We start from the raw sequence: 20,626 nt of genomic DNA on the forward strand, positions 1-20,626 counted from the left end.
CGCGAGACGGATGTCGGCACGCGCCGTCCTCACGGGCGGCGCGGTGCTGCTCGCCGGTTGCGCGGCCAAGCCGCTGCCGCCGGTGGTCCGCTACGCGCCGACACAGGCATGTGCGCAGGTGCCCGATATCGGCGGCGCGATCCGCCTGGGACCGGGGAAGAAATCGGGCGAAACGCTGAGTACGCCGGTGACGGCCGATACGCCGTGCCTGGCGGGCGGCAGCGATTTCAGCACGCCCTATATCGTCTATGCGCTGCCGTCGGCCATCGACAATCGCGTCGTCGAAGTGGGCGGCATGCTCGAGCCGCAGCGCAGCTTTCCCGCGACGGTGGCGACGCTCGACGCCGCCGGAAAGCGCGTCCGCACCTTCGCATCGGAGCTGTATCTGATCCGCTCCGATCGCTATTCGGTTCAGTTCGCGCCGCGGGCGGACGAGCGCTATGTGCTGGTCACGGTCGATCCGGCGCTTGTCGGGATTTCCTACGACCGTGTCGAGACGGGCGTGAACACCACCTATATCGGCACCGCCTATGGCGCGATCAGCTGGCGCAGCGGCGCGGACAACATGGTTTCGCGCTCCTATTCCTATGAAGGGACGGTGCTCGCCACCGTGTTCGACAAGACCGAGAAATAAGGCGTGGCGGGCGCTATCCCCGCCGCACCATCGCCTTGAGGTCACTGAGCAGATAGGCGCGTGTCACCAGACACGCCGCGCCGTAGATCGCGCCGCCCGCACCCACCAGCGCCAGCATGCCGCCCGCGCGGACCCAGAAGCTGCCGGTCGTGTACGGCTCGATCCACCGTTCGCCCAGCCACAGTGCGAGACCCATCAGAAGCGCCGCCAGCGCAAGGCGCGGCACGCGGCGCTTCAGGCGGGCATCGGCTTCGAAATGGCCGCGCTTGCGCAGCGTCGCGTAGAGCAGCCCCATGTTGATGCATGCCGACAGGGCAGTGGCGAGCGGCGGCCCGACATAGCCGATGGTGGGGATGAGGATCAGATTGCCCGCGATATTGGCGCCGACTGCGATCATCGCGAACCGCACCGGCGTTTTGGTATCCTCGCGCGCGTAAAAGCCGGGCGTCAGCACCTTGATCAGCACATAGGCGGGCAGGCCGATCGAAAAGGCGGCGAGCGTGATGGCCGTCGCGCTGGTGTCCGCCGCGTCGAACCGGCCGTGCTGGAACAGCGTGCGGATGATCGGCTCGGCCGCGATCATCAGCGCGACCATCGCGGGCAGGGTGAGGAACAGCGCCAGCTCGATCCCGCGATTCTGCATCGCCATCGCCTCGGCGTCCCTGCCTTCGCCCAGCAGCCGCGAAATCGTCGGCAGCAGGATGGTGCCCAGGCCGATGCCGATCAGCCCGAGCGGGAGCTGATTGAGTCGGTCGGCATAATAGATGTACGAAATCGCGCCCGGCGCGAGCAGGCTGCCCGCCAGCGCCGTGGAGATGAGCAGATTGATCTGCACTGCCCCCGCGCCGGCGGCGGCGGGGAGGATCAGCTTGAAGAGCTGGCGGATATCCTTGTCGATCCGCGGCGGTCGCAGCCGCAGCTTCACGCCAGCGCGCACGCAGCCGAGGATCAGGAAGGCAAGCTGCAACGCCCCGCCCGCAGTGACTGCGATCGCCTGCACTCGCGCCGTTTCATAGGCATTGTCGCCGTGAAAGAACCACAGGCCGGTGATCATCGAGATGTTTAGCAGGATCGGCGCGGCGGCGTTCACCCAGAATTTGTTGAGCGAATTGAGGATGCCGCCGAGCAGCGAGACGATGCTGATCAGCGCCAGATAGGGAATGGTGATGCGCGAGAGCGTCACCGCATAGGCGAATTGTTCGGGGCTGGGATCGTTGAATCCGCCCGAAAGCGCCCAGGTGACCGGCCAGGCGGCGGCGATCATGCCGAGCGTGAACAGGATCAGCAGCGGCAGCAGCACTGCCAGCGCGCGCTCGGCGAAATCCAGTCCGGCGGCGAGCCTGCCTTCGCTTTCCGCCACCCGGCGATTGAACATCGGGATGAAGGCTGCGCTGAACGCCCCTTCGGCGAACAGCGCGCGAAACATGTTGGGCAGGCGGAAGGCGACGAGGAAGGCGTCCGACGCGAACCCCGCGCCGACAAAGGTCGCCTGAAGCGAATCGCGCCCGAGCGCGAGAACGCGGCTGACCAGCGTGAGGCCGCCGACCGATCCCAGCGTCTTTGCGAGATTCATCGGTCAGCGGCCTCGCTGTCGGATCGGATCAGGCCTGGCCGCTGGGCTGGCCCGCGGCCTGTTGCTGGTCGCGTTCGGCAACGCGCTGCAGATAGAGCGCCTGGAAATCGATCGGCTCGAGCATCAGCGGCTGGAAGCCGCCGTCGCGAACGGCATCGGCCAGCACGCGGCGCGCGAAGGGGAAGAGGATGCGCGGCGCTTCACCCAGCAGGAACGGCTCCATATGCTCCTGCGGGATGTTGCGCAGGCCGAACAGCCCGGCATAGGACAGGTCGACCAGGAAGGCGGTCTGGCCTTCGACTTCGGCGCGGACTTCGATTTTGAGGACCACTTCGAAGGCGTCGTCGCCGACGCGATCGGACCCGATGTTGAACTGGACGTCGAAACCGGGCTGGCCCTGCTTCTGGAAAATGCCCGGCGCGCCGGGATTCTCGAACGACATGTCCTTCACATATTGCGAAATCACGCTCGCGACGGGACCGGTGTCGTTGCCGTTGGGCTGGGGGGTGCCGGTCGGATCGGCACTGGCGGGCTCAGCCATCGAAAAATCCTTTTTGGGTTTACGGATAACCTTCGCGCGCGGGCGCGTTGGTAACAGGCCGGAGCGCGTAGCAGGCGGTTCGCGCCAGTTCAACGCTGCACTTCTGCGGCGATTTGAAACAATGGCTGCAAAGGCCTATGTATGGTCCAAAGCTTCTGGAGGCACGGTGAACATCTTCTATATCGTTCTGTTCGCAATGGTGGCGGCATTTCTTGCGCTGCGCCTCTATTCCGTGCTCGGCAAGCGCACCGGCCATGAACAGCAGCCGATGCCCAAGCCTGCGGAAGAGCGCGTCAGGGCGCCCACCATGCCGCGCACCATCGATGTACCCGCCGAATCGCGCGAGCCCGGCTCGCGCCATGTGGAGCCGGGCGCCGAATCGGGACTGCGCGCCGTAATCGGCGCGGATTCGAGCTTCGATGTCGCCCAGTTCATCGAAGGCGCCAAATCGGCCTATGAGATGATCCTCAAGGCCTTCTGGTCGGGCGACGAGGACACGCTGAAATGGCTGGTCGAGGATGATGTCCGGGAAGGCTTTTCCGCCGCGATCGCCGAACGCAACGAAGCCGGCCACACGCTCGACAATCGGCTGGTTGCGATCGAGACCGCCAAGATCGTCGATGCGCAGCTTGAAGGTCGCGTCGCGCGCATCACGGTGCGGTTCGACGCCGACATCGCCGCGATCACGCGCGATTCGGACGGCAATGTCGTCGCCGGCTCGATGAGCGACGCAGTCGAGACCCATGATATCTGGACCTTCGCGCGCGATCTGCGCAGCGACGATCCCAATTGGAAGCTCGCGGAAACCGACGAAGCCTGATCGACGGGCCGTAACAAAGGGGGGTGCGATGCGCGCTTGGGGTGTGGCGGCACTGGCCTTGTTGCTCGGTGCCTGTTCGGGATCGCTGGTTCCGCCCGCAACCGAATATGGTTCGGCGCCCTATGGCGGTTCGCCCGGCGGCACGGTCAACGAAGTGCCGGTGCGGCAACCGACGCCGGCTACGCCGATCCCGCCCGTTCCCGCCGCGCCCGCGCCGCCAAGCGCCGATATCGCCGCCGGTTCGGGAATCGTCGGCGGCCCCGATTTCGCTACGCTGCCGATCACCGATGACGCCGCCGCCCGTGCGCTGGCGGCTTATCGCACCAGCTGCGGATCGACCGCGCGGCGCACCGACCAGTCGGGGCTCACCCGGCCGGAGGACTGGGCGGTTTCGTGTCAGGCCGCGCAGAACTGGCCGGTCACCGACGCGCGCAATTTCTTCGCCCGCTATTTCGAAACGGTGCAGATCGCCGACGGATCGGCTTTCGCGACCGGCTATTACGAGCCCGAGATCGCCGGATCGCGCACGCGCCGCTCGGGCTATGACGTGCCGATCTATGGCAAGCCCGCCGATCTGGTCGACGTCGATCTGGGCGATTTCGCGGAGGATCTGGAAGGCCGCAAGATCCGCGGCCGGGTGCAGGGCACCGATTTCGTCCCCTATTACGACCGCACCGAAATCGAGCAGGGCGCGCTGGCGGGGCGTGGCCTCGAAATCGCCTGGGCCCATGATCCGGTCGAGCTTTTCTTCCTGCAGGTCCAGGGGTCGGGGCGGCTGCGGCTGCCCGATGGCGGGGTGATGCGGATTGGCTATGCCGGGCAGAACGGTCGCAGCTATACCGGCATCGGCGGGCTGATGCGCGATCGCGGATTGCTCGCGCCCGGCCAGGCGAACATGCAGGGCATCATGCAATGGCTGCGCGATCACCCGGCCGAGGGCCGGGCGATCATGCGCGAGAACAAGAGCTGGGTCTTCTTCCGCGAATTGACCGGCCCGGGTCCGCTCGGCGCGATGGGCTATGCCGTCACCGGGCGGACGAGCGCGGCGGCCGATCCCAAATTCGTGCCAATGGGCGCGCCGGTCTTCCTGTCGATGGATCGTGCCGACGCGACCGGCCTGTGGGTGATTCAGGATACCGGCGGCGCGATCAAGGGCGCCAATCGTTTCGACACCTTCTGGGGTGCGGGCGCCGAAGCGCGCGCGATCGCCGGCGGCATGTCGGCGCACGGCACGGCCTTCCTGTTGCTGCCGGTGGGTACGCTGGCGCGGCACGGCGCCCGGTGAGCCGGCACGGGCGGCGACTGGCGCCCGAGGAAGCCGCGCTGTGGAATCGCGTGATTTCCACGGTGCAGCCGCTGCACACCGACCCCCGGCCCGCGGCGATGCCCGAGCCGCTTCCCGAACCGACGACCGAGCCACCGCGCGCGCGCAGGAAGGGGCGCATCCCTGAACCGCGTCCTGCTGCGCCTCCGGTGCCGCCACGCCGCGCGATTCCGGCGCAGGCGACGCTCGACGCCGGGTGGGACCGGCGCCTGTCGCGCGGGCTTGTCGCGCCGGATTGCAGCATCGACCTGCACGGCCACACGCTGGACAGCGCCTATGGACGGCTCGACCGGGGGCTGGAATTCGCGATCGCGCGCGGCGACCGGGTGTTGTTGCTGATCACCGGAAAGCCGCCGCGCCCCGAATCCGAGCGGCCGCATGCGCGCGGCGCGATCCGCGCGGCAGTGAAGGACTGGCTCGCCGCGTCGCGCCATGCCGATCGGATCGCGGCGGTGCGCGGCGCGCATCCGCGTCATGGCGGGCAGGGCGCGCTGTACATTGTCCTGCGTCGTCATCGAACGGCCGTGCCACCAAAATCTTAACCCTTGTCCTGCATTAAGCGCACGAACGGGCGTCTTCGGAGCTCGTAACCGCGGCGCTTGGGGGGAATCTTCAGACAAGTGGAAGGCTTTTCGCTCAAGAGTCGCGCAATTGCCTTTTCGATGTGCGCCGGTGCCGTGGCCTTTATCCTCGCGCTTACGGCGACTTCGCATGGCGAGCTGGACGTGGACAGCGCCACACGCGCGCTGATCGCGGCGATCGTGTGCGGCGCGATGTGCTGGGCGACCGCCGAGCGGACCATTTCCAACACCGCCGCCGCGATCGACGCGGCGATCGAGCGATTGTCGCGCGCCGCGAACGGCGACCTTGAAAGCGAAATTCCCGACGAAGTCGGCGCCTGCGTTCCGCCGCTCGCCGAGGCGATGGAGGGCCTGTTCAGTCAGCTCCACGCCAATTTCGAAAGCGTGCAGCGGCTGGCGATGTTCGATCCGGTCACCGGCCTGCCCAATCGCACCAATTTTCGCCGCACCGTCGAACGCGTGCTCACCGAACTGCCGTCCGAAGGCGTCGCGGGCCTCTATTTCATCGATCTAGACAAGTTCAAGAACGTCAACGACACGCTGGGCCATGCCACGGGCGATGTGCTGCTGGGCATGGTCGCCAATCGCCTGCGCGCGGTGGCCGATCGGTTCGCCGCCGAAGGCAGCACCGGGCAGCCGCTGATCGGCCGGCTGGCGGGCGATGAATTCACCATGTTCTTTCCCGATCTGGGCAATGTCCGCGACGCCGAGCGGATCGCGCGCGGCATTCTGTTCGCCTTGTCCGAAAGTTTCGACCTGGCCGATCAGGAAGTCTCGATCGGCGCCTCGATCGGCGTCGCGCTGCGTCCCGAACACGGCACGAGCCTGACCGAGCTGATGCGCGCGGCCGACGTCGCCATGTATCATGCCAAGTCGCAGGGGCGGGGGCGTGCCGAGCATTTCACCGATATGCTCGCTGCCGAGATCGCCGAGCGCGCGCAGCTCGAAAGCGATTTGCGCGAGGCAGTCGACAAGCAGGAATTCTCGCTTGTCTATCAGCCGCAGGTGAGTGCCGACGACGGCCGGATCGTCGCAGCGGAGGCGCTGCTCCGCTGGCGCCACCCCGACGGGCTGAAGATGCCCGGCGCGTTCCTCGAACGCGCCGAAGAGACGGGGTTGATGGTCGAAATCGGCGAATGGGTGGTGACGAGCGTTGCCGACACCATTTCGCGCTGGGGCAAGCTGGGCATCGAGCAGCGGCTGGCGGTCAATATCAGCCCGCGCCAGCTTGACCATGCGACTTTCTTCCGCCGGTTGCGCGATGCGATGCACGCGGCACGCGCGCCTGCTTCGCTGCTCGAGCTTGAGATCACCGAATCGCTCGCGATGCATTGTTCCGACGATGTCATCGACGCGATTGCCGAACTGCGCGCCGACGGTGCCAGCATCGCGATCGACGATTTTGGCACTGGCTACACCAATCTCACGCGGCTGCGCGAACTGCCGGTCGATCGCGTCAAGCTGGACAACAGCCTGATCCAGCATGTCGCCGACAGCCCCGAGGCGCGCGCCATCGCCCAGGCCGTGATCGGGCTTGTCCACGGGCTCGGCCGCGAGGCGGTTGCCGAGGGCATCGAAAGCGAGGCGCAGGCCAAGGTTCTGCGCGTAATCGGCTGCGATGCGCTGCAAGGCTATGGCATTGCCCAGCCGATGGACGAGGCGGAGTTCCTATCCTGGGTCCGCCGGCCCCATGTCCAGCAATTGCGCGCGTAACGTTCAGGCGAACGCGCGCGCCAGCACTTCCTCATAGACATCGACGAGCGCCGTCAGATCGCGCAGCGCGACGGCTTCGTCGAGCTTGTGCATCGTCGCGTTGAGCAGGCCGAATTCGATCACCGGGCACAGCGCCACCAGGAAGCGCGCGTCGGACGTGCCGCCGCTGGTCGAAAGCTCGGGTGTCACGCCCAGCTTCGCTTCGATCGCGCCGGTCAGCAGATCGGAGAGCGTACCGGGCTGGGTGAGGAACGCCTCGCCCGACACCTTCGCCGTCACTTCGGCTTCCGGTGCGTGCGCGAGCACGATCGCGCGGATGCGCTCGGCAAGCTCGGCGCCCCTGTGCAGGTCGTTGAAGCGGATGCTGAGCCGTGCGCGGGCATGGCCGGGAATCACGTTTGATGCGGGATTGCCGACCTCCAGGTCCGTGACTTCGATGTTCGAAGGCTGGAACCAGTCGGTGCCGGTATCCAGGACCAGCGCGTCGATTTCGCCGAGCGCGGCGACGAGGCGCGTAATCGGATTGTCGGCGAGATGGGGATAGGCGACATGGCCCTGCTTGCCGGGCACGTCGATCCAGATATTGACCGATCCGCGCCGCCCGATCTTGACGGTGTCGCCCAGCCGCATGTTCGACGTCGGTTCGCCGACCAGACACAGGTCGGGGGCGATGTTCATCTGGCGCATGCGATCGATCAGCGCGCGCGTGCCGTAAATCGCCGGGCCTTCCTCGTCGCCGGTGATGATCAGGCTGACCGTCCCTCCGGTTTCGACGCGGGCAAGCGCGGCGACGAAGGCGGCGATCGCGCCCTTCATGTCGACCGCGCCGCGCCCGTAGAGCAAGTCGCCCCGTATTTCCGGGACGAACGGATCGCCCGACCAGCCTTTGCCCGGCGGAACGACGTCGAGATGCCCGGCGAATGCGAAATGCGGTCCGCTTGTTCCCCGGATCGCAAGCAGGTTTTCGACCGGCCCGTCGGGCTCCTCGCCGCTGGTGAAGCGCTCGACCGAGAAGCCGAGCGGGACGAGCGCCGCCTCGAGTACATCGAACACCGCGCCGCGCGCGGGCGTTACGCTCTCGGCCGCGATCAGGGCCTTGGTGAGTTCGACGACATCGGGCATTGCTTGGGCATCAGTCATGGAGGCGGCATTGCCCAAGCTCGATCTCGATACAATCCCCCAGACCAATGCGACCGGCTATCCGCCCGAATATGCCGGGGCTGTCGAGGGGCGCTGGTATCGGCGGCTGGGGTCGGCAAGCGGGCTCAATGAATTCGGCGTCAGCCATGTGACGCTCAGGCCCGGTGCGTGGTCCTCGCAGCGGCACTGGCATGAAGGCGAGGACGAGTTCGTGGTGATGCTGTCGGGCGAGGCGGTTCTGGTCGACGACGAAGGCGAGCATGTGATGCGCGCGGGCGATTGCGCGGCCTTTCCCAGGGGAGAGGCGAACGGTCATGTGCTGCAGAACCGCGGCGATGCAGATTGCGTGTTCGTAGCGGTGGGGCGGCCCTCGGCGAGCGATTGCCACTATCCCGATATCGACATGCATCTGTTCGAGGGGCAGGGGTTTCGGCGCAAGGACGGGAGCGGGTTCGACTAGGTCCTGCCTTTCGTCGCCCCTGCGCAGGCAGAGGCCTATCGCTGTGGCTTTCTGCGTTTCGAATGGACACAAAAGCAGCACGGTGGATGCTGCAACGCGTTCAGCATCACGCTCCGGGTTTGGCGATCTGGCCCGCTATTCCCGATCGCCGTCTGACTCGCTGTCCTGCTTGTCCTTGTCGCGATCCTGTGCCGAAAGCGCCGCACCGATCGCCACGCCCAGCGCGATGCCGATCGCGATATTGTCCATCGCCACGCCCAGCGCGACGCCCACGCCGATACCGATGGCCAGTTTCGATCCGTTCATGGCGCGCTTCTCCTTACTGGGCGGGCATTTCGAATTGTTCGATCACCCAGTCCTCTTCCTGCGCCTTGGCGATCCAGTCCTGCATGAAGGGGTGCTGAAGCACGGCGTTCATATAGGCGGGTGCGAAGCGCGGGATGGGGAGCGAATAGGTGACGATGCGCGTCACCACCGGCGCGAACATGATGTCGACCGCGCCGAACTGTCCGAACAGGAAATCGCCGTCGCCGCCGAAGCGCGCGCGCGCCTGTGCCCATAGCTCCATGATCCGCTGCAGATCCTGCAGCACGTCTTCGTCGGGCTGTTTGGGCGGATAGACCTGGCGGATGTTCATGCTGTGCTTGCGGCGCAGCGCCTGAAAGCTCGAATGCATCTCGGCGGCCATCGATCGCGCCATGCCGCGCGCGGCGGGATCGGTCGGCCAGAATTTGTCGCCGCCCGAAATCTCGTTGAGATATTCGATGATCGCCAGGCTGTCCCAGACGACGATGTCACCGTCCCAGAGGATCGGCACCTTGCCCGAGGACGGCGCGAATTCATCGCCTTCGCGGCGTTTGTCCCAGTCCGAATCGTAGAGCGGGACGACGACTTCCTCGAAGTCGAGCCCCGATTGCTTGCAGGCGAGCCAGCCGCGCAGCGACCAGGACGAATAGGCACGGTTGCCGATGATGAGCTTGCGCATGGCGCGAGAGCTACCCGCGCGCCGGCGTTACGGCAACCGTGCAGCGTCAGCCCTGCGGGACGATCAGATATTTCTCGCCCGTCGCCATCTTCGCATAGGCGCGCAGATTGTCGGGATCGAGCGCTTCGGTGAGGCTCACTTCGCTTGTGAAATGGCTGGCGAAGGTGGTGGTCAGTTCGGCGGCGACGCGCTCGCGCATCGCCTTGTTCACTTCCGGTCCCGCCTTGGCGAGGAAATGCGGGAGGAGATAGCCCGAGACGCTCCACGACATGCCCACCGAGCGCGGCACCTGCACCGGCGAACGATCGAGCATGCCATAGACATAGACCTGCTTGTGCCGGGGCGAGCCATAGCGATTATAGGGTTCGTCGCGGGTAAGCGCGGTCTCCATCGCGGCCACCAGCTCGCCGGACAGGCTACCGCCCACCGCATCGAAGGCGAGCGTCGCATCGACCAGGGCGCAGGCATCCGCGAGCGTCTTGCGGAAATCGTCCTTCGAGCTGTCGGCGATGTATTTCACGTCGAGATCGCGCAGGATCGCCGCCTGTTCGTCGCTGCGCACCACGCCGATCAGCGGGACATTGTCGTCGCGGCAGATGCGCGCGAGCATCTGGCCGAGATTGGAAGCGGCGGCAGTGTGGATCAGCGCCTTGTGCCCCTCCATCCGCATCGTTTCGACCATCGACAGCGCGGTGAGCGGATTGACGAAGGCAGCGGCACCATCACGCGCCGACGCGCCTTCGGGCAGTGGCAGAACATCCTTTGCGCGAGCGACTCGATGGGTTGCATAGGTCGACCCTCCGAACAGCGCGACGGTGCGCCCCATCAGATGCTGCGCATCGGGTCCGGCGGCGATCACCTTGCCCGCGCCTTCATTGCCGACCGGCATCGATTCGCCCTGCCGCGCGGCGACCGTGGGCAGCGCCTGCTCTGGGATGGCGAAGGTCAGCACCGGCCGGTCGGCGCTGCCGCTCGATTTCATGGTCGACACATCGGCGGGGCCGAGCAGCAGCCCGAGATCGGAGGGATTGATCGGCGCGGCTTCCATCGCGACGATCACCTGGTCGCCGCCCGGTTCCTCCAGCGAAACCGGTTCGAGCGAGAGGGTAAGGGTGCTGTCCGCGATTTTCGAGCGCAGCTCCAGCGCATTGGCCGGTATGGTCATCGATATTTCCTTTGTGTCTTCACGCGGCTTCAGCCCATTTCGGCGAGCAGCTTGTCGAGCGTCGCGGGATAGCTGCGTATGCGCACGCCGATGGCATTGCGGATCGCGTTGGTGATTGCCGCGCCCGCGCCCGAAATGCCGAGCTCGCCGATCCCCTTGGACTGAAGCGGGCAAGTCAGATCGTCGCGTTCCTCGAGGAAATGCACGTCGATCTGCGGCACGTCGAGATTCACCGGCAAGTGATATTCGGCAAGGTCGCGATTGACGATGTGGCCGTCGCGCAGGTCATGGACCAGCTCTTCGGTCAGTGCCGAACCGATGCCGAACACCATCCCGCCGATACATTGCGAGCGCGCGGTCTTTTCGTTGAGGATGCGCCCGGCGGCGAAGCTGCCGAGCATGCGGCGAACGCGCACTTCACCGGTAACGTCGTTGACGCCGACTTCGGCGAAGAAGGCACCATAGGCGGCCTGTGCATATTCCTTGCTGGTCTTGCCGGGCTTGAACACGCCATGCGCCGAAATCGGCCCTGCGCCGAGCGTATCGGCGAGCGGAATGCGGCGGTTGTCGAGGATGACGTCGCCGTCGCTGAGCACCAGACCGTCGGCGACGAGGCCGAGCCGGTCGGCGAGTTCCCGTTTCACCGCGACACAGGCCTCGAGCACTGCCGAGCCGCTGGAGGACGCGCCCCAGCTCCCGCCCGAGCCTGGGCCGGGGGGAAGCTCGGTATCGCCGAGAATGACGCGGACACGCTCGCGCGGCAGGCCGAGCATGTCGGCGGCGATCTGACCCAGCACGGCATAGGTGCCGGTGCCGATATCGGTCATGTCGGTTTCGACCACGGCATCGCCCTCCGTGGTCAGCGTTACCCGCGCCTCGGCCGGTGACGTGATGTTCTTGCGCGCCGCGCTGGCGACGCCATAGCCGATGCGCCACTCGCCGTCGCGCATCTCGCCGGGGCGGGCGGGGCGCTTGTCCCAGCCGAAGCGGCGCGCGCCGTCGTCGAGGCATTCGGCGAGCATGCGCGAGCTGTAGGGAATATCCTGTTCGGGATGGCGATCGGGCAAATTGCGCTTGCGCAGTTCGATCGGATCGATGCCGGTCGCTTCGGCGAGTTCGTCCATCGCGTTTTCGATCGCGAGCATGCCGATCGCTTCGCCCGGCGCGCGCATCGATCCCGCGCAGGGCCGGTTCACGCGCGCGATTTCGTGGCGATAGCGGCGACTGGCACCGCCATAGAGGAAGTGCGTCGCCTGCGCGACCGGCTCGGAAAAGGCCTCGCCGGGCAATTGCGAGACGCGGGCTTCGTGGGCGAGGCCGGTGAGCACGCCGTCCTTGTCCGCTGCCAGGCGCACGCGCTGGCGCGATTCGGAGCGGCGGACGGTGGTTTCGAACACCTGCTGGCGGCTCATCGCGATCTTGACCGGACGACCGATATCGCGCGCCGCGATCGCGGCGGCGACGGCCTCCGGCGCGATGCCGAGCTTCGATCCGAAGCCCCCGCCGACATAGGGCGCGTGGATGCGGATATTGGCCGGATCGATGCCGAGCGAGTCCGCCAGCTCGTTCCGGTTGTATTTGAGCATCTGATAGCTGCCCCATAGTGTCAGCTTTTCGCCGTCCCACGACGCCACCGAGGCGTGCGGTTCCATCGGCGCGTTGCTTTGCGCAGGCGTGGTGTAGGTCGCGTCGATCGTGAAGGCGGCATCGGCGAAGGCCGCGTCGAAATCTCCGAAATCCTGCTGCTTCTTCTCGGGCGCTTCGACGGTCGTGCCCTCGGCTTCGGGATCGAAGGCGCCGTCCTCCTCGGGTGCGAAGCGAAGGTCGAGCGACTGGGCGGCATGACGCGCCTGTTCGAATGTCTCGGCGACGACCAAGGCGATCGGCTGGCCGAGATATTCGATTTGCTCGGCGCCCTGCACCGGCGCCTGATTGGCGGTGCCCTGCGCCGGGTTGCGCAGGAAGCGGTCGCCCGAAAAGACACCGAGCACGCCCGGCACGCCGCGCACCACATCCTCGCCGAGCAAGAGCAGCCGGCCCTTGGCGATCGTCGCGCGGACGAGCACGCCATAGGCACAGTTTTCGGGCGCATATTCATGCGCATAGGTCGCGCGGCCGCTGACCTTGAGCGGGCCTTCGGGCCGGTCGAGCGGGGCGCCGGTGAGATGTTGCGCGGTGTGATCGAGCAGGCGGCGCGTGTCCGCCGCGTCCATGACCAGTTCCTTGCTCATGCCGGCACCTCCAGTCCGCTGGCTTCGCCCAGCACGGCAGCGAGCGTGCGGCGCGCGAGCGGTATCTTGAAATCATTGCTGCCCTGGCCCTGAGCGGCATCGACGAGCAGTTCGCCGGCAAGCGCGAAGAGTTCGCGGGCGGGGGCTTCGCCGACCAGCATCGCTTCGATCCTTTTGTCCTGCCAGGGCATGGGCGCGAGCCCGCCGAAAGCGAGCGAAGCGTCAGCGATTACGCCATCTTCCAGGCGGATCACCGCCGCGACCGAGACCAGCGCGAAGGCATAGGAAGCGCGGTCGCGCACCTTGCGATAGACGTGGCAGCCGCCGCGTGGTGCGGGCAGGCGGACGGCGCGGATCAGCTCGCCCGGCGCCAGCACATTCTCGATATGCGGCGCCTCGCCGGGGAGGCAGTAGAATTCGTCGATCGGAATGGTGCGCGTGGCGCCATCGGGGGCGATCGTTTCGACTTGCGCGTCGAGCGCGCGCATCGCCACCGCCATGTCGCTGGGATGCGTCGCGATGCACTGTTCGCTGCCGCCGAGGATCGCGTGGATGCGATTGAACCCGTCTTTCGCCTGACAGCCGCTGCCGGGCTGGCGTTTGTTGCACCGCATGGCAGTGTCGTAGAAATAATAGCAGCGCGTGCGCTGGAGCAGATTGCCGCCGGTCGTCGCCTTGTTGCGCAACTGGCCGCTGGCACCCGCCAGCAGCGCGCGCGAGAGGACGCCGTAATCGCGGCGGATACGCGGATCGGCGGCGAGATCGCTGTTGGGAACGAGCGCGCCGATGCGCAGGCCGCCGTCCTCGGTTTCCTCGATCTCGCCCATGTCGAGATGACTGATGTCGACAAGCTTTGCCGGCGCCATCACTTCGAGTTTCATCAGATCGAGCAGATTGGTGCCACCGGCGATGAAGCTGGTGCCCGCTTCGGCGCCGCTGGTGGCGGCTTCGGCGGGGGAGGCGGCGCGGGCATAGTCGAACGGCCTCACTTGGCGCCTCCCGCGACTTCGGCAATGGCGTCGACGATGTTGGGATAGGCCGAGCAGCGGCAGAGATTGCCGCTCATCCGCTCGGCAATCTCATCGGTGGAGAGGTCGGGAGCGCCTTCGAGATCGGCCGAGACATAGCTCGGCCAGCCCTGCTTCGCTTCGTCGAGCATCGCGGTCGCCGAACAGATCTGGCCCGGTGTGCAATAGCCGCACTGAAACCCGTCATGGCGGACGAACGCGGATTGCATCGGCGAAAGCTGGTCGGGATCGCCGAGTCCTTCGATCGTGGTGATCGCATCGGTATCGTGCATCGCCGCCAGCGTGAGGCAGCTGTTGATGCGCCGCCCGTTGATCAGGACGGTGCAGGCGCCGCACTGGCCGTGATCGCACCCCTTTTTGGTGCCGGTAAGGCCGATGTGATTGCGCAGCGCATCGAGGATGGTCGTACGCGAGTCGATGTCGAGCATATGGTGCTCGCCATTGACTGTGAGCGTGATGTGCATGGGTTTCTCCCGAGTGGTCAGTTCGGGGACGCGCGGGCGCTGGCGATGGTTTCAAATGCGAATGGTTCGCAGGGGGGATGGAAACTTAGCGTCGTTTGCCCTGAGCTTGTCGAAGGGCTGTTCTTCTTCTTGCGCCGGGACGAAGAAAAGGGCGGCGCTTCGACGAGCTCAGCGCAAGCGGTGGCGTGCGCCCTCAGCGTGTCTCGACTTCGCTCGACAAGAACGGAGAGCTACGTCGATTTACCCGATCGCTTCGAGCACGGCGGCGCGTAGTTCGGGGATGCCCATGCCCTTTTCGCTCGACGTGGCGAGGATGTCGGGATGCGCGGCGGGACGCTTGCGCGCCTCGGCGGCGGTGCGATCGAGCACGTCGGCGAGCTCTGTCGCCTTCACCTTGTCGGCCTTGGTCAGCACGATGCGATAGCTGACCGCCGCCTTGTCGAGCATCTCGAGGATTTCGCGATCGACGTCCTTGATGCCGTGGCGGCTGTCGATCAGTACCAGCGCGCGCTTGAGGACGTCACGGCCGCGCAGGAAATCGTTCACCAGGAAGCGCCACTTCTTGACGACGTCCTTGGGCGCCTTGGCGAAGCCGTAACCGGGCATGTCGACCAGCCGGAAGGCGAGCGGATCGCCCACATCGAAGAAATTGAGCTCCTGCGTCCGCCCCGGCGTGACCGAGGTGCGCGCGATCGCCTTGCGCCCGGTGAGCGCGTTGATCAGCGAGGACTTTCCGACATTCGATCGCCCCGCGAATGCGACTTCGGGGACATCGGGATCGGGCAGGAAGCGCAGCTCGGGCGCGGACTTCAGAAAATCGACGCGCCCGGCAAATGCCTTGCGTGCGGTTTCGAGCGTTTCCTCGTCGAAGCCGGCCGTCATCCCGCCGGTTTCTTCTTGAGATGCGGGTGCCGGCTGTAGAGCCACGCCTGCTGACCGATGGTGATCATGTTCGAGGTGATCCAGTAGATCTGCAGGCCAACCGCGAACGGTGCCATCATGAACATCATCACCCAGGGCATGAACGCGAAGATCTGCTTTTGCGTATCATCCATCGGCTGCGGATTGAGCTTGAACTGGAAGTACATCGAAACGCCCAGCAGGATCGGCACGACGCCGATATGGAGGAACGACGGCAGCATGCCCGCCCAGGGCGCATAGCCGAAGAAATCGAGCGGCGTGACCGGATCGGGCGCCGACAGATCGTTGATCCACAGGATGAACGGCTGATGCCGCATTTCGATCGTCAGGATCAGCACCTTGTAGAGCGCGAACATGATCGGGATCTGCAGGAACATGGGCAAACAGCCGGCGAGCGGGTTCACCTTCTCGTCCTTGTAGAGCTTCATCATCTCCTGCTGGAGCTTTTCCTTGTTGTCCTTGTAGCGTTCCTGCAGCGCCTTCATTTTCGGCTGCACCACGCGCATCGCCGCCATCGACTGGAACTGCTTGTGCGCGACGGGGAACAGCAGGAGGCGGATCGTGATCGTCAGCAGGATGATCGCAAGGCCGAAATTCTTGACCATGCGGAACAGCCAGTCGAGATAATAGAAGATCGGTTTTTCGACGATGCCGAACCAGCCCCAGTCGATCATCTTGTCGAACTCGACGATGCCGAGATCTTCCTCATAGGTATCGATCAGGCGGGTTTCCTTGGCGCCGGCGAAGAAGCGCGAGGATTGCGTGACTTGCTGTCCTGGCGCGATTTCAACGGCGTTGCGAACCGAGTAATCGGCCTGGAAGCGGCCGGTGCCGCCCGAACGCAGGCGCAGCGAAACCGGCAGGCCCTGATCGGGAACCAGTGCGGTCTGCCAATAGTGATCGGAAAAACCGGCCCAGCCGCCGACGGTTTCGTAGGACGAGGGTTCGTCCTCGATATCGCCATAGTTGACATAGTCCGCCACGCCTTCGGACACCGCCAGCGGCCCGACATGCGCGACCCAGAGATCCTGGTCGTCGGATTCACCGCGGCGGCTGATCAGCCCATAGGGCGCGACCGCGATCGGCGCGCCGCCGACATTCTGGACCGTCTGGCGGATCGAAAACATGTAATCGGCATCGACCGACAGCTCGATGCGGAAGCGCTGGCTGCCCTTCGTTGTCGTCAGGGTTACCGGGCTGTCGGGAGTCAGCGTTTCGCCGCTCGCCTGCCACACCGTGTCCGGGCCGGGTTCGGTAACGCCCGTGCCGCGCCAGCCGAACTGCGCGAAATAGGCATTCTCCGTGCCCGAAGGCGACAGCAGGTGAATTGGCGGCGAATCGTCTTCGACGGTCTCGTTATACTGTTTGAGAACCAGGTCATCGATCCGCGCGCCCTTGAGATTGATCGATCCGCTGAGCGAAGGCGTGTCGATCCGCACGCGCGGTGTTTCGCCAAGCACGATCCGGCGATCGCGAATCGCAGTCACCGTGTCGGCGGCCGGATCGGCCGCTTCCTGATCGGGAACCACGATTTCGCCTTGCTCGGCCTGCGGCGCGGGCGTGCTGGCGGGGGGCATGAAATGATTCATGATCGGCTGCCAGGCGAACAGGATAAACGCCGCCAGCACACCAAAGATGATGAGATTCTTCTGCTCTTCTTTCACCAATTATCCCCGTATCGAGCGATCACGGCACCGGATCATAGCCGTGGCCGCCCCAAGGATGGCAGCGCGCGATGCGCTTTGCCGCCAGCCAGCTTCCCTTCAGCGCCCCATAGCGGCGGAGCGCCTCGATTGCATAGGCCGAACAGGTCGGTTGATAGCGGCAGCTCGGCGGCAATATCGCCGAAGGGCCGATCTGCCACGCGCGCGCCAGCAGGATGAGCAGCTTCGCGATCATGCGCTTTCCACCCTTGGCGCGGCCTTTGCCAGTGCCTTGCGCAATTCATGGTCGAGTTTCGAAAAGTCGCGTTCGACTCCGCTCTGGCGGCCGATCAGCACATGGTCGGCGCCGGCGATTCCCGCATTGGGAAGCACTGCGCGCGCCAGTTCGCGCAACCGCCGCTTCATGCGGTTGCGCGTCACGGCATTGCCGACCTTTTTGGAAACCGTGATGCCGATGCGCATTTGCGAATCGCCGTCGCCGCGATCGCGCACCAAAAGAACGAAGCCGGGCATGGGGGCCCGGCGTCCGTTATTCGCTGCGAGATATTCGCTGCGGCGCGTCATGCGGGCAAGCGCCACACCTGCCCGCGCGCCCGGCGCGGTTACGCCGACAGCTTCTTGCGACCGCGCGCGCGGCGGGCGCGGATTACCTTGCGGCCGCCCGGTGTCGCCATGCGTGCGCGGAAGCCGTGCCGGCGCGCCCGCACCAGATTGCTCGGCTGAAAAGTCCGCTTCATCGCTCATCCTCAGGATTCTGGAACGTAAAAAGGCCGCCCCGAAGACGGCCGTGTGAAGCGCGCTCATAGGCAAAGCGCAGGCGCGTGTCAACGCGTCCGCCCTTCGCCCCCGATCGCGGTATCGGTAATGCCTGTTATGATCGGCGCTGCGGGGCGTTCGGGTTCGATTTCCACCGTCGCTATGGTCACGATCGTTTCGGTTTCGGTCTGGCGCTTGCGCCGGCGCAATGCGCTCGGGCGGCGGAGCACGCGGTCGGCGAAATGGCCGAATCGGGGCCAGCGCTGCTTTGCCTCGACGAAGCGATAGCGCGCCCAGCGCGAATGCCGCAGCACCATCACCAGCCCCAGCGCGAACACCGGAACGCCCCCGGGCCCCGGTATAACGCCGACAAAAGGCGCTGCGACCATCAATGTCGTGCCGGTCGTCAACATGGTGATTCGCACCACCGGATGGGCGGGTTTTCGAAACTTGCGGAGTGGCGGAGCGGACATTGCCGCTCCCATGTGGGCGCGCGCGCGATTCGCTGCAAGCCAATCCATCGTGAATGTGGCATTCCCCGGCGCGATTAACCCGTTATGCTGCGATCGCGGGGGAATTGGGGGGAAACATCTTGGTCGCGATCGTATCGACCGTCGCCTATCTGGGGCTCGAGGCGCGCGGCGTCGAAGTGCAGGTGCAGGTCGCGCCGGGCGTTCCTGCCTTCGTTGTCGTCGGCCTGCCCGACAAGGCAGTGGCGGAAAGCCGCGAGCGGGTGCGCGCCGCCGTTGCCGCGATCGGCCTCGCGCTGCCGCCCAAGCGGATCACCGTCAATCTTTCGCCCGCCGATCTGCCCAAGGAAGGATCGCATTACGATCTGCCGATCGCGATGGGGCTGCTCGCGGCGATGGGTGTCGTCGATGCCGAGACGCTGGCGGGCTATGTCGTGGTCGGCGAACTGGGGCTCGACGGGCGAATCGCGCCGTCGCCGGGAGTGCTGCTCGCCGCGCTGCATGCCTCGGAAACGGGCAAGGGGCTGATCTGCCCCGCCGCGCAGGGCAGCGAGGCGGCATGGGCGGGATCGATCGAAGTCGTCGCGGCGCCCGACCTGATTTCGCTGCTCAATCACTTCAAGGGAAACCAGCTTCTCACCGCGCCGCAACCGGGCGAAGCCGAAGCGCCCGATCATGGCCCCGATCTCAGACAGGTGAAGGGGCAGGAGACTGCCAAGCGTGCGCTGGAGATCGCCGCTGCGGGCGGCCACAACCTGCTGATGTGCGGGCCGCCGGGCGCGGGCAAGTCGCTGCTGGCATCGTGCCTGCCGGGGATATTGCCGCCGCTTGATGCGGCAGAGGCGCTCGGTATTATGTAGCAAACGCACCAAGGCGATTACGTCGATCCCCGGCAGGGGTTACGAACGTATCGCAGATGGTGGCGTAGCGTGATTGCGGCTCTCATGGCGCTCGCTTTGGGGTTAGGTGGTCAAGGATTCCCCATATGGCGTAACCACGAGTCCGTCGCCTTCGGTGTTTGCAAGTCTATCTCTGTAGAGCTGGAGCTGCATGAGGGGGCGTTCGTGACGCATCCCGACCGTGAAGGTCCGGGCTGTAACCCGAGGTTCAGCTTCGGGCGGGTCGGTAGCGATTTTATATCGGGCCAAGGCGGTGACAATAAAGTGAACGCGCTCAGGGTCGGGTTGCCACGGCATATGCTCAATGCTCAGGTTGCTCTCACCCCAGTGAGGGAATTCCTCGCCGGGCATCAGCGCGTCAACTTCGTTTTTGTTGGAGCTAAGCCAATTAGCCCTTTTGCGGGCGACGTAGTCACTCCAATCCTCTCCAGGAGAGGCACCGGAGGAGTGCGTGATGACATTGGTCGCCATTGTCTCGCCGATATTTGTAAAAATGACGCGGTAATAAATGCTGAACAGGTTACCTTCGATCACAATACGTTCAACGCGAACTTCAATATCTATCCAAGCTCTCTGCGCTTGTTCGGAAAGCTCGTTTTGACGAACCATAGCCTTCGTGGCATCGCCGGTGTCTTCTACAGCTTTTCGCGTATAGTAGAGCGTCCAGAAGAGACCTATCAGGCCAGCAGTGGAAGCCCAGAAACCCCACTTTGCCCAAAATGCGCTATCTTCCCCAGCCTTGGCCGCGCGCCATTGAGCGCAAAGATCGCTCTCGTCGTGCCCCTTTGGGTCATCGCATGGGCGGCGATATTCGAAGGTTTGGGCTGGAACTCCCCCCGGCATCATAGACGGGTCAACTTCTTCTGGCTTGTCGGAGGCGTAGCGATATTGCTGATGCCGTTGGTTATTGGAATAATTTAGGGAGGCAACGTAAAATCCTAGGCCAAAACATAAGAATAGAAGCGCGACGCCTGTTACAACCGCAATTCCTTTGCCCCAATCGCTTCCAGACATTGTATCAGAAACACCGCCGTAAATTTGCCCCGGCTAATCTTGTTCCTGATATTCGGCTCTGAGTCCATAACGCCAATATCCGCCAGCTTACCCACCAGCTCCGCATAGGTGACGCCCCGGCGCTTCAATTCGCCTTTGAGCATCCCCTTAACGCGGTCCTCCCATTCCTTCTCTGCTACCGGCATACCGCCTCCTATGATGTGATATGCCATCATAGGCGATACATTCGCCATTGACAACGGT

At 65.1% G+C, this 20,626-nt stretch carries 23 protein-coding genes and 1 pseudogene; 7 read left to right on the top strand and 17 right to left on the bottom strand.

The features are described 5' to 3' along the window. Positions 1–10: 10 nt before the first annotated feature. Entirely contained in the window at positions 11–634 is a 624-nt protein-coding gene (locus tag G5C33_RS07065; RefSeq protein WP_165326572.1) for a hypothetical protein, read from the top strand. 13 nt (positions 635–647) lie between these two features. Here G5C33_RS07065 and murJ read toward each other — a convergent pair whose 3' ends face one another. Further along, positions 648–2,207, bottom strand: a complete 1,560-nt coding sequence (murJ, locus tag G5C33_RS07070) for a murein biosynthesis integral membrane protein MurJ (RefSeq protein WP_165326573.1) — start codon at positions 2,205–2,207, stop codon at positions 648–650. A gap of 28 nt (positions 2,208–2,235) precedes the next feature. After that, positions 2,236–2,748, bottom strand: a complete 513-nt coding sequence (gene secB / locus G5C33_RS07075) for a protein-export chaperone SecB (RefSeq protein WP_165326574.1) — start codon at positions 2,746–2,748, stop codon at positions 2,236–2,238. Between the two features lie 172 nt (positions 2,749–2,920). Between secB and G5C33_RS07080 the strand changes: the two genes are divergently transcribed. The 4 genes from G5C33_RS07080 to G5C33_RS07095 all read left to right on the top strand — a co-directional run bounded on the left by G5C33_RS07080 (position 2,921) and on the right by G5C33_RS07095 (position 7,186). After that, positions 2,921–3,568 carry a Tim44/TimA family putative adaptor protein gene (locus tag G5C33_RS07080; RefSeq protein ID WP_165328747.1) on the top strand — a complete coding sequence of 216 codons (648 nt, stop codon included), beginning with the start codon at positions 2,921–2,923 and terminating at the stop codon, positions 3,566–3,568. A gap of 28 nt (positions 3,569–3,596) precedes the next feature. Beyond that, positions 3,597–4,853 (top strand): murein transglycosylase A, encoded by a 1,257-nt coding sequence (gene mltA, locus G5C33_RS07085; protein ID WP_165326575.1) that lies wholly within the window; start codon positions 3,597–3,599, stop codon positions 4,851–4,853. After that, complete coding sequence (locus tag G5C33_RS07090; RefSeq protein ID WP_165326576.1) at positions 4,850–5,434, top strand: Smr/MutS family protein; 585 nt, start codon at positions 4,850–4,852, stop codon at positions 5,432–5,434. Before mltA ends, G5C33_RS07090 begins: the two co-directional genes overlap by 4 nt. 78 nt (positions 5,435–5,512) lie before the next feature. Continuing rightward, the gene (locus G5C33_RS07095) at positions 5,513–7,186 is read left to right on the top strand and encodes a putative bifunctional diguanylate cyclase/phosphodiesterase (RefSeq protein ID WP_165326577.1); all 1,674 of its coding nucleotides are present in this window, start codon (positions 5,513–5,515) and stop codon (positions 7,184–7,186) included. 3 nt (positions 7,187–7,189) lie between these two features. Here G5C33_RS07095 and dapE read toward each other — a convergent pair whose 3' ends face one another. Beyond that, complete coding sequence (gene dapE, locus G5C33_RS07100; protein ID WP_165326578.1) at positions 7,190–8,326, bottom strand: succinyl-diaminopimelate desuccinylase; 1,137 nt, start codon at positions 8,324–8,326, stop codon at positions 7,190–7,192. Positions 8,327–8,336: 10 nt separating this feature from the next. Between dapE and G5C33_RS07105 the strand changes: the two genes are divergently transcribed. Continuing rightward, positions 8,337–8,786 (top strand): cupin domain-containing protein, encoded by a 450-nt coding sequence (locus G5C33_RS07105; protein WP_165328748.1) that lies wholly within the window; start codon positions 8,337–8,339, stop codon positions 8,784–8,786. A 135-nt stretch (positions 8,787–8,921) separates the two neighbouring features. Here G5C33_RS07105 and G5C33_RS07110 read toward each other — a convergent pair whose 3' ends face one another. The 12 genes from G5C33_RS07110 to G5C33_RS19180 form a co-directional block, all read right to left on the bottom strand. Beyond that, a complete protein-coding gene (locus tag G5C33_RS07110) occupies positions 8,922–9,092 on the bottom strand; it encodes a hypothetical protein (RefSeq protein WP_165326579.1) in 171 nt (56 codons plus the stop codon). A 13-nt stretch (positions 9,093–9,105) separates the two neighbouring features. Continuing rightward, positions 9,106–9,771 (bottom strand): glutathione S-transferase family protein, encoded by a 666-nt coding sequence (locus G5C33_RS07115; RefSeq protein WP_165326580.1) that lies wholly within the window; start codon positions 9,769–9,771, stop codon positions 9,106–9,108. 46 nt (positions 9,772–9,817) lie between these two features. Then, positions 9,818–10,936, bottom strand: a complete 1,119-nt coding sequence (locus tag G5C33_RS07120; RefSeq protein WP_165326581.1) for a zinc-binding dehydrogenase — start codon at positions 10,934–10,936, stop codon at positions 9,818–9,820. Positions 10,937–10,965: 29 nt separating this feature from the next. Next, a complete protein-coding gene (locus G5C33_RS07125) occupies positions 10,966–13,167 on the bottom strand; it encodes a xanthine dehydrogenase family protein molybdopterin-binding subunit (RefSeq protein WP_165326582.1) in 2,202 nt (733 codons plus the stop codon). Next, complete coding sequence (locus G5C33_RS07130; RefSeq protein ID WP_165326583.1) at positions 13,164–14,156, bottom strand: FAD binding domain-containing protein; 993 nt, start codon at positions 14,154–14,156, stop codon at positions 13,164–13,166. Before G5C33_RS07130 ends, G5C33_RS07125 begins: the two co-directional genes overlap by 4 nt. Then, positions 14,153–14,653, bottom strand: coding sequence for a 2Fe-2S iron-sulfur cluster-binding protein (locus tag G5C33_RS07135; protein WP_407698077.1), 501 nt, complete (start codon positions 14,651–14,653; stop codon positions 14,153–14,155). Before G5C33_RS07135 ends, G5C33_RS07130 begins: the two co-directional genes overlap by 4 nt. Positions 14,654–14,899: 246 nt before the next feature. Beyond that, complete coding sequence (gene yihA, locus G5C33_RS07140; RefSeq protein WP_165326585.1) at positions 14,900–15,541, bottom strand: ribosome biogenesis GTP-binding protein YihA/YsxC; 642 nt, start codon at positions 15,539–15,541, stop codon at positions 14,900–14,902. Next, positions 15,538–17,244: a membrane protein insertase YidC gene (gene yidC / locus G5C33_RS07145; RefSeq protein ID WP_165326586.1), complete on the bottom strand. Its 1,707-nt coding sequence runs from the start codon at positions 17,242–17,244 to the stop codon at positions 15,538–15,540. The genes yihA and yidC overlap by 4 nt, the downstream gene beginning before the upstream one ends. A gap of 22 nt (positions 17,245–17,266) precedes the next feature. After that, positions 17,267–17,479, bottom strand: a complete 213-nt coding sequence (yidD, locus tag G5C33_RS07150) for a membrane protein insertion efficiency factor YidD (RefSeq protein ID WP_165326587.1) — start codon at positions 17,477–17,479, stop codon at positions 17,267–17,269. Continuing rightward, a complete protein-coding gene (rnpA, locus tag G5C33_RS07155) occupies positions 17,476–17,808 on the bottom strand; it encodes a ribonuclease P protein component (protein ID WP_165326588.1) in 333 nt (110 codons plus the stop codon). The genes yidD and rnpA overlap by 4 nt, the downstream gene beginning before the upstream one ends. 38 nt (positions 17,809–17,846) lie before the next feature. Further along, complete coding sequence (rpmH, locus tag G5C33_RS07160; protein WP_109806156.1) at positions 17,847–17,981, bottom strand: 50S ribosomal protein L34; 135 nt, start codon at positions 17,979–17,981, stop codon at positions 17,847–17,849. Positions 17,982–18,068: 87 nt separating this feature from the next. After that, positions 18,069–18,473, bottom strand: coding sequence for a hypothetical protein (locus G5C33_RS19180; RefSeq protein ID WP_206518647.1), 405 nt, complete (start codon positions 18,471–18,473; stop codon positions 18,069–18,071). Between the two features lie 119 nt (positions 18,474–18,592). On the opposite strand from G5C33_RS19180, the pseudogene G5C33_RS07170 reads away from it, so the two are divergent. Further along, a pseudogene (locus G5C33_RS07170) lies at positions 18,593–19,324 on the top strand (magnesium chelatase domain-containing protein); the annotation flags it as partial. Between the two features lie 108 nt (positions 19,325–19,432). On the opposite strand, the gene G5C33_RS07175 reads toward G5C33_RS07170, so the two are convergent. Then, positions 19,433–20,383, bottom strand: a complete 951-nt coding sequence (locus tag G5C33_RS07175; RefSeq protein ID WP_165326589.1) for a hypothetical protein — start codon at positions 20,381–20,383, stop codon at positions 19,433–19,435. Then, on the bottom strand, positions 20,344–20,568 hold the full coding sequence (locus G5C33_RS07180; protein ID WP_165328749.1) for a DUF6471 domain-containing protein: 225 nt from the start codon (positions 20,566–20,568) through the stop codon (positions 20,344–20,346). Before G5C33_RS07180 ends, G5C33_RS07175 begins: the two co-directional genes overlap by 40 nt. Positions 20,569–20,626 lie beyond the last annotated feature (58 nt).

Source organism: Sphingosinithalassobacter tenebrarum (genome assembly GCF_011057975.1).
GTDB classification, from domain to species: Bacteria; Pseudomonadota; Alphaproteobacteria; order Sphingomonadales; family Sphingomonadaceae; genus Sphingomonas; species Sphingomonas tenebrarum.

Excerpts from the sequence above, each read along its gene's own strand:
- G5C33_RS07180 (WP_165328749.1), bottom strand. The coding sequence starts at position 20,568 with ATGCCGGTAGCAGAGAAGGAATGGGAGGACCGCGTTAAGGGGATGCTC.
- rnpA (WP_165326588.1), bottom strand. The coding sequence starts at position 17,808 with ATGACGCGCCGCAGCGAATATCTCGCAGCGAATAACGGACGCCGGGCC.
- murJ (WP_165326573.1), bottom strand. The coding sequence starts at position 2,207 with ATGAATCTCGCAAAGACGCTGGGATCGGTCGGCGGCCTCACGCTGGTC.
- dapE (WP_165326578.1), bottom strand. The coding sequence starts at position 8,326 with ATGACTGATGCCCAAGCAATGCCCGATGTCGTCGAACTCACCAAGGCC.
- G5C33_RS07115 (WP_165326580.1), bottom strand. The coding sequence starts at position 9,771 with ATGCGCAAGCTCATCATCGGCAACCGTGCCTATTCGTCCTGGTCGCTG.
- G5C33_RS07120 (WP_165326581.1), bottom strand. The coding sequence starts at position 10,936 with ATGACCATACCGGCCAATGCGCTGGAGCTGCGCTCGAAAATCGCGGAC.
- secB (WP_165326574.1), bottom strand. The coding sequence starts at position 2,748 with ATGGCTGAGCCCGCCAGTGCCGATCCGACCGGCACCCCCCAGCCCAAC.
- yidD (WP_165326587.1), bottom strand. The coding sequence starts at position 17,479 with ATGATCGCGAAGCTGCTCATCCTGCTGGCGCGCGCGTGGCAGATCGGC.
- G5C33_RS07175 (WP_165326589.1), bottom strand. The coding sequence starts at position 20,383 with ATGTCTGGAAGCGATTGGGGCAAAGGAATTGCGGTTGTAACAGGCGTC.
- G5C33_RS07110 (WP_165326579.1), bottom strand. The coding sequence starts at position 9,092 with ATGAACGGATCGAAACTGGCCATCGGTATCGGCGTGGGCGTCGCGCTG.
- G5C33_RS19180 (WP_206518647.1), bottom strand. The coding sequence starts at position 18,473 with ATGTCCGCTCCGCCACTCCGCAAGTTTCGAAAACCCGCCCATCCGGTG.
- G5C33_RS07125 (WP_165326582.1), bottom strand. The coding sequence starts at position 13,167 with ATGAGCAAGGAACTGGTCATGGACGCGGCGGACACGCGCCGCCTGCTC.
- G5C33_RS07065 (WP_165326572.1), top strand. The coding sequence starts at position 11 with ATGTCGGCACGCGCCGTCCTCACGGGCGGCGCGGTGCTGCTCGCCGGT.
- mltA (WP_165326575.1), top strand. The coding sequence starts at position 3,597 with ATGCGCGCTTGGGGTGTGGCGGCACTGGCCTTGTTGCTCGGTGCCTGT.
- yihA (WP_165326585.1), bottom strand. The coding sequence starts at position 15,541 with ATGACGGCCGGCTTCGACGAGGAAACGCTCGAAACCGCACGCAAGGCA.
- rpmH (WP_109806156.1), bottom strand. The coding sequence starts at position 17,981 with ATGAAGCGGACTTTTCAGCCGAGCAATCTGGTGCGGGCGCGCCGGCAC.